Annotated in this window: 15 protein-coding genes; 4 read left to right on the forward strand and 11 right to left on the reverse strand. The window is 70.7% G+C overall.

Annotated features, from left to right (window positions below; translation table 11 throughout):
• Nucleotides 1-4: 4 nt before the first annotated feature.
• On the reverse strand, nucleotides 5-256 hold the full coding sequence (locus IF22_RS0123325; protein ID WP_167337329.1) for a hypothetical protein: 252 nt from the start codon (nucleotides 254-256) through the stop codon (nucleotides 5-7).
• Nucleotides 257-540: 284 nt separating this feature from the next.
• On the opposite strand from IF22_RS0123325, the gene IF22_RS0123330 reads away from it, so the two are divergent.
• The gene (locus IF22_RS0123330; protein ID WP_030335419.1) at nucleotides 541-1,149 is read left to right on the forward strand and encodes a hypothetical protein; all 609 of its coding nucleotides are present in this window, start codon (nucleotides 541-543) and stop codon (nucleotides 1,147-1,149) included.
• Between the two features lie 593 nt (nucleotides 1,150-1,742).
• On the forward strand, nucleotides 1,743-1,964 hold the full coding sequence (locus tag IF22_RS34660) for a hypothetical protein (RefSeq protein WP_081883978.1): 222 nt from the start codon (nucleotides 1,743-1,745) through the stop codon (nucleotides 1,962-1,964).
• A gap of 107 nt (nucleotides 1,965-2,071) precedes the next feature.
• On the opposite strand, the gene IF22_RS0123340 is transcribed toward IF22_RS34660, so the two are convergent.
• From IF22_RS0123340 to IF22_RS0123355, 4 genes are all read right to left on the reverse strand, one after another.
• On the reverse strand, nucleotides 2,072-2,407 hold the full coding sequence (locus IF22_RS0123340; protein WP_030335420.1) for a hypothetical protein: 336 nt from the start codon (nucleotides 2,405-2,407) through the stop codon (nucleotides 2,072-2,074).
• 198 nt (nucleotides 2,408-2,605) lie between these two features.
• Nucleotides 2,606-3,472: a metallophosphoesterase family protein gene (locus tag IF22_RS0123345; RefSeq protein ID WP_030335421.1), complete on the reverse strand. Its 867-nt coding sequence runs from the start codon at nucleotides 3,470-3,472 to the stop codon at nucleotides 2,606-2,608.
• Between the two features lie 67 nt (nucleotides 3,473-3,539).
• Nucleotides 3,540-3,824: a hypothetical protein gene (locus IF22_RS0123350; RefSeq protein WP_030335422.1), complete on the reverse strand. Its 285-nt coding sequence runs from the start codon at nucleotides 3,822-3,824 to the stop codon at nucleotides 3,540-3,542.
• Nucleotides 3,818-4,129 (reverse strand): hypothetical protein, encoded by a 312-nt coding sequence (locus IF22_RS0123355; protein WP_030335425.1) that lies wholly within the window; start codon nucleotides 4,127-4,129, stop codon nucleotides 3,818-3,820. Before IF22_RS0123355 ends, IF22_RS0123350 begins: the two co-directional genes overlap by 7 nt.
• 189 nt (nucleotides 4,130-4,318) lie before the next feature.
• On the opposite strand from IF22_RS0123355, the gene IF22_RS0123360 reads away from it, so the two are divergent.
• Nucleotides 4,319-5,170 (forward strand): alpha/beta fold hydrolase, encoded by an 852-nt coding sequence (locus IF22_RS0123360; protein ID WP_030335427.1) that lies wholly within the window; start codon nucleotides 4,319-4,321, stop codon nucleotides 5,168-5,170.
• 89 nt (nucleotides 5,171-5,259) lie between these two features.
• On the opposite strand, the gene IF22_RS0123365 is transcribed toward IF22_RS0123360, so the two are convergent.
• Genes IF22_RS0123365 through IF22_RS0123390 form a run of 6 tightly spaced genes read right to left on the reverse strand, consistent with a single transcriptional unit; the run spans nucleotide 5,260 to nucleotide 10,877 of the window.
• Complete coding sequence (locus tag IF22_RS0123365) at nucleotides 5,260-6,276, reverse strand: methyltransferase (protein WP_030335428.1); 1,017 nt, start codon at nucleotides 6,274-6,276, stop codon at nucleotides 5,260-5,262.
• A gap of 42 nt (nucleotides 6,277-6,318) precedes the next feature.
• Nucleotides 6,319-6,948 carry a hypothetical protein gene (locus tag IF22_RS0123370; protein WP_030335430.1) on the reverse strand — a complete coding sequence of 210 codons (630 nt, stop codon included), beginning with the start codon at nucleotides 6,946-6,948 and terminating at the stop codon, nucleotides 6,319-6,321.
• Nucleotides 6,945-8,351 carry a selenium-binding family protein gene (locus IF22_RS0123375; RefSeq protein WP_030335433.1) on the reverse strand — a complete coding sequence of 469 codons (1,407 nt, stop codon included), beginning with the start codon at nucleotides 8,349-8,351 and terminating at the stop codon, nucleotides 6,945-6,947. The genes IF22_RS0123370 and IF22_RS0123375 overlap by 4 nt, the downstream gene beginning before the upstream one ends.
• A 14-nt stretch (nucleotides 8,352-8,365) precedes the next feature.
• Nucleotides 8,366-9,097 carry an ABC transporter ATP-binding protein gene (locus tag IF22_RS0123380; RefSeq protein WP_030335434.1) on the reverse strand — a complete coding sequence of 244 codons (732 nt, stop codon included), beginning with the start codon at nucleotides 9,095-9,097 and terminating at the stop codon, nucleotides 8,366-8,368.
• Complete coding sequence (locus tag IF22_RS0123385; protein WP_030335436.1) at nucleotides 9,070-9,903, reverse strand: ABC transporter permease; 834 nt, start codon at nucleotides 9,901-9,903, stop codon at nucleotides 9,070-9,072. Before IF22_RS0123385 ends, IF22_RS0123380 begins: the two co-directional genes overlap by 28 nt.
• The gene (locus tag IF22_RS0123390; protein WP_030335438.1) at nucleotides 9,900-10,877 is read right to left on the reverse strand and encodes an aliphatic sulfonate ABC transporter substrate-binding protein; all 978 of its coding nucleotides are present in this window, start codon (nucleotides 10,875-10,877) and stop codon (nucleotides 9,900-9,902) included. Before IF22_RS0123390 ends, IF22_RS0123385 begins: the two co-directional genes overlap by 4 nt.
• Nucleotides 10,878-11,057: 180 nt before the next feature.
• On the opposite strand from IF22_RS0123390, the gene IF22_RS0123395 reads away from it, so the two are divergent.
• Entirely contained in the window at nucleotides 11,058-12,233 is a 1,176-nt protein-coding gene (locus tag IF22_RS0123395; RefSeq protein ID WP_030335440.1) for an LLM class flavin-dependent oxidoreductase, read from the forward strand.
• Nucleotides 12,234-12,251 lie beyond the last annotated feature (18 nt).

Below are 12,251 nucleotides of genomic sequence, written 5' to 3' on the forward strand. Positions count from 1 at the left end.
CCGACTACCAGATGATGATGCCGCCCTGCACCGCCCTGGCGCGCTGCACGGCATCCCGCACGTTGGCCAGGTAGCGGAGGATGCGTTCCGCGTCGTATCCGGTCGCGGCGGCCAGCAGCTCGACGTTCTCCGCCAGGCGGACGCACTCCTGGTCGAAGGCATCGAGCTGACCGGGGAAGACCTGGAGGTTACCCCGATTCTCGACCGTGACATCGGCGAGTTGTGGCAGGAACGTCGCGCCCAGCTGACGAGTCACCGCGGAACCCCACAGTGAATGACGGAAGGCTTCAGCTCCCACCGCCGTGCTGGTGCCCGGCGGATCCTCCACAACCTGCCGGCCGGCGTAGGAGTCGTCGTCGGGTATCCACACCGCGATATCCAGGCTCAATCGCACACTCCCGCCAAGCTCCGAAGCGCGGCTGGTAGGGGGATCCCTAGCTGCATCGATCCGCCGCCCGGACTGGCCACGATGCTAGGTGGCAGGCCGACCCGGCCCGAATTGTTTGTCGGCTCTGTCGCCCGCTGGTTACGGTGCCTCGCGTGACAATGTCAGATGCGGAATGGTGGTCGCTGCTCCGGGAGCTGGACGAGCCGGTCGCGCCGGTGGAGCACGGCCTCAGCCCGGAGTCGCTCACGCGGGTCATGGTCGAGGGCGTAGTGCCGCAGTCGGTGCTGGCGGTCTCGAACGCTCGGGTGCAGCCAGGCGCAGGTGATGGTCTGGAGATGCCACGGCACTTCGACCGCGCGGCGACCCAGGGTCGGTTCGACCGGCTCGCGGAGCGATTGAGCGAGGCCTACGGTTGCCGATGCGACGTGGGGCTGGCCCAGGACTCCGCATGTTTCGGCAGCATCTGGATTCCCGCCGAGGTCAGTCGCAGCCGCACGAAACGTACCCGAATCCCACTGTCTCTGAGTGTGAGCGTCAGCAATTTTGGTGGCCTTGCCGCGTGCGGATCTTCCGCTCCGTGGGCCCACACATCTCACCTGCACCCGGACGACCGCGCACGGATCGAGGGGGCACTCAGCGGACTCGACTACCTCCTCGTCCCAGAGCACATCCTCGCCGCGCCGTACGACGGGCCCAATGGTTGGGTGTTCGGCCCGACGAATGATGCGACCTGGTCCACTCGATTCTTCGAGCCCCTCTGAACACGTCAGAACCCCACCACTTGTCAAGACGACCGGGTGCCCTCACGGTGCAGTTCAACGCTTCACACAGGCTCGGTAACGGCGAATCGCGGTAGCTCAAGTTCGGTCGGCGGGGCGATTGTGAACGTCCCACCCAACGCCTGCGGCGTCCATCCAGCGCGCAGGCCGTAACGGACCAGAACGCGTACGTCCGCGGCTGTCGGGTAGGGGTACGCCTCCCCGCTGCCGTGCACGTCGGTCTCGACGTATCGACCGTCAGCGGCAACGGTGGGCCGCTCGGTCACATCGGCCTGTAGGGCGCGACCGGCTTTTCCCGCACCCCATACGCGGAGCCTTATGCAGCGGTGAAGACGGCCGTCAGAGCCAGGTGCGGCCCGGATGTCGGCCTTCCAGGTGAACTCCCGGCCGTCGATGTGGAGCCTGCGCAGCCTCGACCTCATCCGCCCATGCTGCCAGCCATGCGGTCACCACACGCGCCGCCGGCCGTGATGTCGGCGCAGGTGCCCAGCCGAACCGGCCCAAATCGGTTGTTCGCACTGTCGCCCGCTGGCTACGGTGCCTCGCGTGCCTGACGCGGATTGGTGGTGAAGCGAGTGGCGAAGAACAGGCCGCCGTTCAGCATGAAGGCGATGCTCAGGCTGGAACGCGGCACCGCGACCGCCACCGACGCCCTGCGCCGTTACGCTCCGCTCGCCGACGAGCTCGGCGCCGACGGGATCGACGTCGCGTGCTTCGTACCACCGAGCACAACGACACCGACCCGAGCTGGAGCGGACGTGCGTTCGCCACCCTCGGCGACCTGCCTGCCCTGCTGAGCGAGTTGAGCGGCCCGCGTTGCGCTTCGACGTCTGACGGGCGGGGCCGGTGACCACTGGGTGACGACGCAGCTCATCGCCGGCGATCGCTTCTTCGGGACGAAGAGTTAATTGTCGGTCTGCTGTTCCAGATGCCGACGAGCCTCCCGCCACAGGCGCTCGAAATCCTCCGAGGACAGGCTTTCCACAGCAGGCTCCACCACCAGGCTCGGTCCAGGGAACGGGGACTCCGGCACACAGCCGTACCGCTGGTCGTACTCGGCAACCGCCCCCACCACTCCCGAATCGCGAGCGATGAGCACCTCTGCAAGCGATGCCGCCGCGAAGAAGGCCCCGTCCGATGCGCGTTGCTCAACGTGGCGCAGTGCCCACCGATCAGCGTCCAGCTCGTCGTAGCACCAGCGGTCGTCATCTGGGCAGTACCAACGAACGTAGGTGAGCATGTGGCCATTGTCGCGGAGCCTTATGGCGGCGTGGCAGACGTTTCGGGCATGCGCGAGACGGTCGCGTCCTCGTCGACGCGGACAGTGTCGCGCCGGCTGAGGTTCGGTGGCGGCCGTTGGCGCGTACTCTCATCGCCGATGTCGCCCGCGCGCAGCCGGCGCCGGCCGGCGTGGCGCGGCTGGCGACGGTGGTCGGCCTCACCCGCTGACGGACTCGCGCCGGCGCATGTCGTCGGCGGGGTTGATGGTGCGGACCGGGTCCGGGACCGGGCCGCGTCGCCGCCACTCGCGCGGGTAGCCCAGCGAGACCTCCTCGAACCGGACGCCGTCGTAGAACGTGGTGCGGGGGATGTGGAGGTGCCCGTAGACCATCGTGGACGCGCCGAAGCGTAGGTGCCAGTCGCGGGTGCGGACGGTGCCGCACCACTGGGCGAACTCCGGGAACCACAGGACGTCGGTGGGTTCGCGCACCAGCGGGTAGTGGTTGACCAGCACCGTCGGCAGCGCCGGGCCGCGCTCGGCCAGCCGGCGTTCGGTCTCGATGATGCGGGCGTCGCACCACGCCTCCCGGCTCGGGTACGGGTCGGGGTGCAGCAGCGCCTCGTCCGTGCAGACCACCCCGGCCGCGTACGCAAGGTCCAGCGACTCCTGCTTGGTGCGCGCCTGCGGCACCCGGAACGTGTAGTCGTAGAGCACGAAGAGCGGGGCGATGGTGGCGGGGCCGCCCTCGCCGTCCCAGACGGGGTACGGGTCCTCCGGGGTGACGACTCCCAGCCGCCGGCACAGCTCGACCAGCTCGCGGTAGCGGGTCTCGCCGCGCAGGTGCTCCGGGTCGCCGGGCGGCGTCCACAGCTCATGGTTGCCCGGCGCCCAGACCACCCGGGCGAAGCGGCTGCTCAGCAGGCCGAGAGCCCACTCGATGTCGGCGTACCGCTCGGCCACGTCACCGGCGACGAGCAGCCAGTCGCCAGGATGGTCCGGCCGGAGCTCCTGGACGAACGCGCGATTCTCCGCGTAGCTGATGTGCAGGTCGCTGACGGCTCGCAGCCGGGGCGAAGGGCTCACCGTTCGAGGCTAGGCCGCCGCGGCCGGATCGGGGCACTCCGATCGGGTCGCGTCGCCGGCCGCCCGTTCAGCAGAACCAGCCGTCCTGCACCCAGCCGCGCCGGTTGATGTACCCGTAGGCGAAGCCGTAGACGTAGCCGCCGCTACGGGGACCTTCGACCAGGAACGTCTGACCCTGGTAGAGGGTGCCCATCCAGGCGCCGTTGGGCTGCGTGCGGACGAACAGGTCGCTCGCGCACACCGTCTCGCGCTGACCGATGGTGCCGTTGGCGGCCTGCGCCGGCGCCGGTGCGGCGAGGGTCGCGGCGACGATCCCGGCCAGCACGCCGGCCGTCACCCGGGCCCTCACCATGAGTCGTACCCGCCGATGCACTCGGAGCGCAGGTAACCCCAGTCGTTCGGGCCGAAGTCGAAGGCGGCCGCCCACCCGTTGTAGACCGGATGCGCGCCCGGGGTGTGGCCGATCTTGTTGCCGTAGACGAGCGTGCGCTTCAGGCCGGTGGGGCCGCCGGCAGAGTCGTAGTTGGCGTAGAAGCTGGCGCTCTGGCAGATGACTATGGCGTGCCGTGGCACCACCGGGTCGGCCTGCGCCGGCGTGCCGCCCAGGGCGGCCACCGCCGCTCCGACGGCCAGCGCCGCGGGGACTTTTCGAAGCATGCCCACCTCCCGTACGCCGAAACTTTCCTACCGGCGACCCTACCGACGAGGTTGATAAATGTCGATGCCGGGACCGGTCGTCCGGAGGGGGACCGGCGGGCCTGGGGCGACGGCCCTCGGCCGCATATCCGGCGACCCGACGGGAAAGCGCGGGGCGTCCGACAGCCCACACCGGAGCAGGAGAAAAACATGCCTTTCATTACCGTGGGGACGGAAAACTCCGCACCCATCGACCTGTACTACGAGGACCACGGATCCGGTAAGCCCGTGGTGCTCATCCACGGCTTCCCGTTCAACGGGGCAACGTGGGAGAAGGAAACCAGCGTGCTGCAGAACGCCGGATACCGGACGATCACCTACGATCGGCGCGGTAACGGCAACTCGGCGCAGCCGGCCTTCGGGTACGACTACAACACGTTCGCCGCCGACCTGGACGTGCTGATGACCGAGTTGGACCTGAACGAGGTGACCTTGATCGGTCACTCGATGGGCACCGGCGAGGTCGTCCGCTACCTGGCCAACTACGGCTCCCAGCGGGTCAGCCGGGCCGTGCTGCTCAGCCCGCTGCAACCGATGTTGGCCAAGGCCGACGACAACCCCGAGGGCGTCGACCGCAAGCTTTTCAAGGGCTTCCAGGACGCCATCATCAAGGACCGCTTCGCCTATCTGACGTCCTTCTGTGACGCGTTCTTCAACCCGGACCAGAACATGGGCAAGCGGGTCAGCGAGGAGGCGTACCGGGCGCACTGGCAGATCGGCGCGATGGCCTCCGGCAAGGCCACCCACGACAGTGTGGACGCCTGGCAGGAAGATTTCCGCCCCGACCTGCCGAAGATCAACATTCCGGTGTTGATCATTCAGGGTGACCAGGACCGGGTGCTGCCCTACCCGGTGACTGGCCAGCGGCTCGGGCCGATGATGCCGACCGGCCAGCTCATCACGCTCAAGGGCGCGCCGCACGGCATCCCGTGGACCCACGCCGACGAGGTCAACAAGGCGATCATGGACTTCATGAAGCAGCCGGCCAAGGCTCGCGCCTGACCCGTACCGGTAGCCGATCGGACGCCAGCGCCGTGAGGCGCCGCGACACCCGGCCCACGGTTCGCACCGGGGCCGGGTGTCGTCGTCGGTCAGGCCCGGCGGGCCACCACCGCGCCGTTCGCCCCCGGCGCGTCGAACGGCACCGTCCGCACGTCGACGAAACCGGCGTCGGTGAGCCAGGCCGCGTACTCGGCACCCGAATAGTTGCGCCCACCCTCGGTCTCGACAAGCATGTTCATCCCCATCAGCGCCGCCTCGGGCGGCCCGGTGCGTTCGTCGTTGAGCAGCAGTTCGCAGACGACGATCGCCCCGCCGGGCGGCAACGCCGCGTGGCACCGGGCCAGCAACGCCCGGTTCGTCGGCTCGTCCCAGTCGTGCAGGATCATGCTGAGCAGGATGACGTCGTGGCCCGTCGGCAGCGTCGGGTCGGCGAGGAAGTCACCCACCACCGCGTCGATCCGCCCGGTCAGGCCGGCCTCCGCGATCCGCTCCCGGGCCCGCACGCAGACGTGCGGCAGATCCAGGACGGTCGCCCGCAGCTCGGGCAGGCGGCGGCAGAACTCGATCGGGAACGCGCCGGCCCCGCCGCCGACGTCGAGCAGCCGGCGGTGCGCCGAGAAGTCGTACGCGTCGGCCAACGCGCTGGCGGTGAAGCTGGACGTGGAGAACATCGCGTCCCAGAACTGCGCCAGCATCTCCGGGTCGGCGGTGTCGAACATCGACTGTTGGGCCTCCGGGTCCCAGGTCAACGGGCGATCCGTGCGCAGTGCCTCGCCGATGCGGTGCCACGGCAGGTAGGTGCGCAGGTCGGAGTAGCGGATCTGCGCGCCGAAGTAGTACGGGCGACCCTCGACCAGGAACTGCTCGGCCAACTCGGAGTTGCGGTACGCGTCGCCGGCCTTCTCCAACAGCCCGAGTGAGGCACTGGCGGCCAGTAACAGGTCCGCCGGCCGGTCGGGCAACCCGAACTCGGCGGCGGCCTCCTCGACGGTCATCGTCCGCCCACCGGCCAACCTGGTGAACAGGCCGAGCTCGACGCCGGCCGCGAGGGTCTTGAACCCCCACACACCGGCCACCAGACGCATGAGGGGAGTGGGAGTGATCATGCCGACATGAGATCACAGATCGGCGCTTTCCACGATGGACGGTCACGCCCGTAGCAACGTCACCAACCCCGCGGCCACCAGCACCCCGGCCCAGAGCCGGTCCACGTTGAACCAGGCCCGACGCAGCACACCCACCCCGAACACCTGGTAGACCAGCACCGCCACGGCCAGGGCGACGCCGAGCATCGCCACGGTGTGCACCCCGGCCGCCGCGAGGCCGGACAGCGCACCGACCGGCGCGGCGGCCAGGTGCCCGGAGTGACCCCCGGGCACCGGCTCGGCCACCAGCACCGGCACCAGCATCAGGCCCGCGCCGTGCGCTGACGACATCAGGAACGACCAACCGGCGAGCTGCCCCGCCGACAACCGCATCCCCGCCCACCGGAAGTGCCGCTCGGAGAGCAGTCGCCACAGCCCGAACGCGACCAGCAGCACGCCGCCGAGCACCGCGAGGGCGCTGCTCGCCGTCACCGACCGGGTCGCGGCGACCAGCGCGGCGACGATCGCCACCGAGGCGAGATGCCCCGCCGCGATCGGCGGCAGGGCCCGCAGCAACGCCATCCGGCTGCGCTCCTGAAGGCCCCGGGCCACCGCGAACAGCCACCCCATCGCCGGGTTCAGACCATGGAACGCGCCGAGCGCGGCGAGCGTCGCCAGGGCGGTGAGGGTCACGGAAAGCAGTACGAGTCGGAGGAGGCGTCCCCGCCCTGCAACCGGGTCTGGTGCACCCGCAGGCCCCGGAACTCGTCCCCGTGCGGGAAGAACCGCTCATCAGGGGTGAGCCCACCGGTGTCCACGTCGACGTCGAGCTTGGCCAACCAGGCGCCCACCCCGTCGGGGTAGAACTGGTCGTCCCACGCGCCGTAGAGCGAGTTGCTGACGTACACCCGCCGACCGTCCCGGCTGACCTCGACCATCTGCGGGCCACCGGCCAACGGCTCGTCCGGCGCGGACGGGTGCGCGCTGCGGCGGACGATCCCGCCGAGGTGCACCGAGCCCGTCTGCACCGGGTGCAGCGGGTCGCTGACGTCGTACTGGCGCAGCTCGCCGGTGCCCCAGCAGGAGACGTAGAGGAACCGGTCGTCCACCGACAGGTCGATGTCGGTCACCAGCGGCGGCACCGCCCCGAAGGGTTTGAGCAGGTCGGGCAGGTCCGCCGGGTCGGCCGGCTCGGCCGGGATGTCGATCACCCTGGTGACCGCCCAGCCGTCCCCGTCGCGGTGCCACAACCAGATCGAGGCGGACAGGTCCTCGACGCTGATCACCACACCGACGAACCCGTACGACTTCGTCGGGTCGTGCGCCGGCCGCAGCTCCAGCGGCATCTGATACGCATCGCCCAGGTCGACCCGCTGCACGTGCCGGCGTTTCGCCAGATCCCAGAAGTGGATGGCGTGCCCGTAGCGTCGGCCCAGCAGCAACTCACCGATGATGCCGTCCTCGATCATCGACGGGGTGCCCCACTCGCTGGTGACCAGCACGTCCTGGGTCAGGTGCCACCACACGTCGTACGCCAGGAACTGCGGACCCCGGTCGGCCTCCCACGCCCCGCGTACCTCGAACGTGGTGTGATCCAGGATGGCGATGCCACCGGGACCCTCCTCGCCGTCCGCGCCACCGAGAGCCGAGAGGTAGATGCCGTCCGGCCCACAGTGCACTGTGTGCGGCCGCGAGTAGCCAGCCCGCTTCGCCAACTCCTCGGCCCCGATCACCTTGACGATCTGCGGCTGGCGTGGATCAGGCTGGGTGTCGAGCACGTGGATGCGCGACGACCGCAGGCCGGGCACGATCAGGTAGCGCCGCTCGACGTGCGGGTGCGGGGCGGTCGGGCAGAGCGCGCTGCTGCACGCGTTCCAGCCGAAGTGGTGCAGCTCGTCACCGACGTACGGCAGGTCGGTCCAGCCAACGACCCGGCCGTATTCGGGGGAGTCGGGGTCGGTGTCCAGCACCACTATGGCGTCCGGACGGCTGGCCGCCCGGTCGAAGGCCGCCACGTAGGCGAGCTTCTCCGTCGGTGCGGTCACCGCCTCGCGCGGCGAGGGGTAGAACGTGGGATCGGGAGTCCAGCGGGTCATCACAGCTCCGCTCGTCAGGTGGTGGGGACGCCAAGTCGGTCGAGCAGGTGGCGGCGCAGCGCGCCGAAGGCCGGGTCGTCCGGGGTACGGGTTGCACCGAGGTCGACGGGCAGGTCCGCGGCGATGCGACCCTCGTCGAGGAGCAGGATCCGGTCGGCGAGCAGCAACGCCTCCTCCACGTCGTGGGTGACCAGCAGGGCGGCGAAACCGTGCTCGGCGCGCAGCCGGCGCAGCAGGATCTGCATCCGCAGCCGGGTCAGCGCGTCCAGCGCGCCGAACGGCTCGTCGAGCAGCAGCAGGTCCGGTTCGCGGACCAGGGCCCGCGCCACGGCCACCCGCTGCGCCTGCCCGCCGGACAACTCGGCCGGCCAGGCGCGGTGCCGCTCGGCGAGGCCGACCTCGGCCAGCGCCCGCCGGACACGCCCTGGAGCGTCCACACCGGACAGGCCGAGCCGCACGTTGTCCGCCACCCGTTTCCACGGCAGCAACCGGTGTTCCTGGAAGACCACGGCGGCGGTGCCGTGCACGACGATCGTCCCGCTGGCGTCGCCGTCCAACCCGGCGAGAATCCGCAGGAGTGTGCTCTTGCCGGAACCGCTGCCGCCGAGCAGGGCCACCACCTCACCGCGGGCGATGCTCAGGTCGACCCCGGTCAGCACGACGGTCGGGCCGAACGCCCGGCGCACCGCGTGGGCGGTCAGCACCGGCTCGGCGCCGTTCAGGTGGCCCGCAGTCCGCGACGCCATGTCAACATCCTCCTCTCCAGGACCCGCAACGCACTGTCGGATATCAGCCCGAGCAGGGCGTAGACGAGCAGGCCGAGCACCACCACGTCGGTCTGGCTGAACTCCCGCGCCTCCATCATCAGAAAGCCGATCCCGGTCTGGGCGTTGACCTGCTCGCCGACGACCAGGCTGAGCCAGGCCGCCCCGATCGCCAGCCGCAGGCCGAGGAAGAGCGACGGCAGCGCGCCGGGCAGCACCACGTGGCGCAGGCGGGCGGCCTGGCCCAGACCACAGGTGCGGGCGACCTCCACCAGCCGTTCGTCGATGTCCCGGATGCCGGCGTAGGTGTTGAAGTAGATGGGGAAGAACGCGCCCAGGGCGACCAGGCTGATCTTCAGCGACTCGCCGATCCCGACCCAGATGATGAGCAGCGGGACCAGGCCCAGGTGGGGCAGCATCCGGGCCATCTGCACCGGCGGGTCGACCAGGTCGTCGCCGAGTCGCAGCAGCCCCGCCACTGTGCCCAGCGCCAGCGCCAGAACGCCGCCGATGAACAGCCCCGCTGCGGCCCGGGTGAGGGAGTCCACGAGGTGGACGGCGAGCGTCCCGTCCCGGCTCAGTCGCCAGCCGGTGGCGAGGACGGCGCTGGGCGCGGGCAGCTTCTCCGGTGCGAGCACCCCGGTCCGGGCGGCCAGTTCCCAGCCCAGCACCAGCACGACCGGGCTGACCAGCCGCCGCCACCGCCGCGTCGAGCGGGGGCGCGGGGGGTCGGCCGGCGCGACGGCCACGGCTTCGGTCGGCGTTTCCAACAGCTGTGTACGGCTCACTGGAACACCGCGCTGAAGCGGTCGTCCACCCGGCTCCTGATGTCGACGGGCCCCGGAATGAGGTCCAGCGCGATGAAGCTGTCGGTGATCGCCTGGAGTTCGTCGCCGATGGCCGGGGTGACCGGGGCGAGCGGCTTGGCGCTGCGGTCGAGAGCGCGGCTGGTGACGTCCTCCGGGATCTTCAGCTCCGGCGCCAGCGTGCGGGCCCGCTCCTGCGGGTTCGCGATGCCCCAGTCGGTCACCTCGCGGTAGCGCTGCAGGAACGCCCGGATGTCGTCCGAGCGCTTGTCGAGCGCCTGGGGCGCGGCCAGGACGTACTCGCGGTTGCTGGCCAGGCCTGTCGCGTCGGCGAGCACCCGGACGCCCGGCTGCTCGGCCAGCGCGAAGTACGGGTCCCAGATGACCCAGGCGTCGACCTGTCCGCTGTCGAACGCGGGTCGTCCCTCGGCCGGCTTGAGGTACTTGACCTTGATGTCCTTCAAAGTCATCTTGTTGGCCTCCAGCAGCCGGACCAGCAGCCAGTGCACGTTGGAGCCCTTGTTGAGGGCGATCGTCCGGCCCTTGAGGTCGGCGAAGCTGCGGTAGCCGCTGTCGGCCTTGACCAGCACCGCCTCGCCCTGCGGGATCGGAGCCGAGGTGCCGATGATGGAGAACGGGATCTTGCCGGCGGCGGCGAAGACGGGTGGGGCCTCGCCGACCTGTCCGATGTCGATCGACCCGGCCTTGAGCGCCTCGGTGAGGGCCGGCCCGCTCTCGAACAGCGACCACTCGACGCCCGGGGTCTCGCCGCGCGCCTTGACCAGGCTCAGCCCTCCGAAGCGCTGGTAGCCGATTCGCAGCTTGCCCGCCTCGTCTCCGGCGTCGGCCGACCCGCCGCAGGCGCTCACGGCGGCCGTGGCGAGCAGGACCAGCGCGGTGAACGCGGCTGTCAGCAGGCGGTGACGCGGGGGATGAGGCGTCGAGGGGGTGCGCATGGCGGCTCCTTGGGTCGGGCAGGTGCGCCGGGCCGCATCGACCGGCGTGGGTGATCGTGGGCGGTAGCCTACTAACCCGATAGGTTTTATGGGTAGGCTGTCGGCGGGATCGTCCCACCCCTCAGGAGGTGCCCGCTTCACCGCGTGCGCCGACCGCCCCCGCTCACGGAAAGAGCCGCGATGACCCTCACCTTCCACTGGTTCCTGCCCACCAACGGCGACAGCCGCGACATCGTCGGCGGCGGGCACGGCGTACCGACCGGTGCCGCCGGAGGCGCCCGCCCGGCCAGCGTGGCGTACCTCGGACAGATCGCCCGCAGCGCCGAGCAACTCGGCTTCGTCGGCGCGCTCACCCCCACCGGCGCGTGGTGCGAGGACGCCTGGCTGTCCACGGCGATGCTCACCGAGGTCACCGAACGCCTCAGGTTCCTGGTGGCCTTCCGGCCCGGCCTGACCTCACCCACCCTCGCCGCCCAGATGGCCTCCACGTTCCAGCGGCTGTCCCGGGGTCGCCTGCTGCTCAACGTGGTCACCGGCGGCGAGTCATCGGAGCAGCGGGCCTACGGCGACTTCCTGGACAAGGACGCCCGGTACGCGCGGGCCGACGAGTTCCTGCACGTCGTCCGCGCGCTGTGGCGGGGGGAGACGGTGGACCACGCGGGCAGCCACCTGCGCGTCGAGCAGGCGCGGCTGCACCGGTTGCCCGACCCGGCCCCGCCGGTCTACTTCGGCGGCTCGTCGGCCGCAGCCCTGCCCGTGGCGGTACGGCACAGCGACGTCTACCTCACCTGGGGCGAGCCGCCGGCCCAGGTCGCCGAGAAGCTGCACCGGGTCCGGTCGCTGGCCGCCGACGTCGGGCGGGAACTGCGCTTCGGCATCCGGCTGCACGTCATCGCCCGCGACACCGCCGACGAGGCGTGGGCGCAGGCCCGTCGCCTGCTCGACGGCATCGCCGAGGCCGACATCCGGGCGGTCCAGGACGGGCTGCGCCGCAGCGAGTCCGAGGGGCAGCGCCGGATGCTCGACCTGCACGGTGGCTCCCGCGACGGGCTGGAGGTCGCCCCCAATCTGTGGGCGGGGGTCGGGCTGGTCCGTGGCGGGGCCGGTACCGCGCTGGTGGGCAGCCATGCCGAAGTCGCTGATCGGATCGCGGAGTACCACGCGCTCGGCATCGACGAGTTCATCCTCTCCGGCTATCCGCACCTGGAGGAGGCGTACTGGTTCGGCGAGGGGGTGCTGCCGATCCTGCGCGACCGCGGGCTGTGGCGGCACCCCGACGGCGCGCGGAGCGCGGCGAGCCACGTCGACATCCCGTTCGCCGGCTCGCCCGCGCCGGTACCCGTCGGGGCTCGCTGACCCGGCCGACGGCACCGC

The sequence above is a fragment of the Micromonospora parva genome (assembly GCF_000718515.1).
Taxonomy (GTDB): domain Bacteria; phylum Actinomycetota; class Actinomycetes; order Mycobacteriales; family Micromonosporaceae; genus Micromonospora; species Micromonospora parva.

What these genes read in the sequence shown, in the direction of transcription:
- IF22_RS0123380 (WP_030335434.1), bottom strand. Translation starts at nt 9,097, where the DNA reads ATGGCGTCGCGGACTGCGGGCCACCTGAACGGCGCCGAGCCGGTGCTG.
- IF22_RS0123355 (WP_030335425.1), bottom strand. Translation starts at nt 4,129, where the DNA reads ATGCTTCGAAAAGTCCCCGCGGCGCTGGCCGTCGGAGCGGCGGTGGCC.
- IF22_RS0123375 (WP_030335433.1), bottom strand. Translation starts at nt 8,351, where the DNA reads ATGACCCGCTGGACTCCCGATCCCACGTTCTACCCCTCGCCGCGCGAG.
- IF22_RS0123350 (WP_030335422.1), bottom strand. Translation starts at nt 3,824, where the DNA reads ATGGTGAGGGCCCGGGTGACGGCCGGCGTGCTGGCCGGGATCGTCGCC.
- IF22_RS0123360 (WP_030335427.1), top strand. Translation starts at nt 4,319, where the DNA reads ATGCCTTTCATTACCGTGGGGACGGAAAACTCCGCACCCATCGACCTG.
- IF22_RS0123365 (WP_030335428.1), bottom strand. Translation starts at nt 6,276, where the DNA reads ATGATCACTCCCACTCCCCTCATGCGTCTGGTGGCCGGTGTGTGGGGG.
- IF22_RS0123340 (WP_030335420.1), bottom strand. Translation starts at nt 2,407, where the DNA reads ATGCTCACCTACGTTCGTTGGTACTGCCCAGATGACGACCGCTGGTGC.
- IF22_RS0123395 (WP_030335440.1), top strand. Translation starts at nt 11,058, where the DNA reads ATGACCCTCACCTTCCACTGGTTCCTGCCCACCAACGGCGACAGCCGC.
- IF22_RS0123390 (WP_030335438.1), bottom strand. Translation starts at nt 10,877, where the DNA reads ATGCGCACCCCCTCGACGCCTCATCCCCCGCGTCACCGCCTGCTGACA.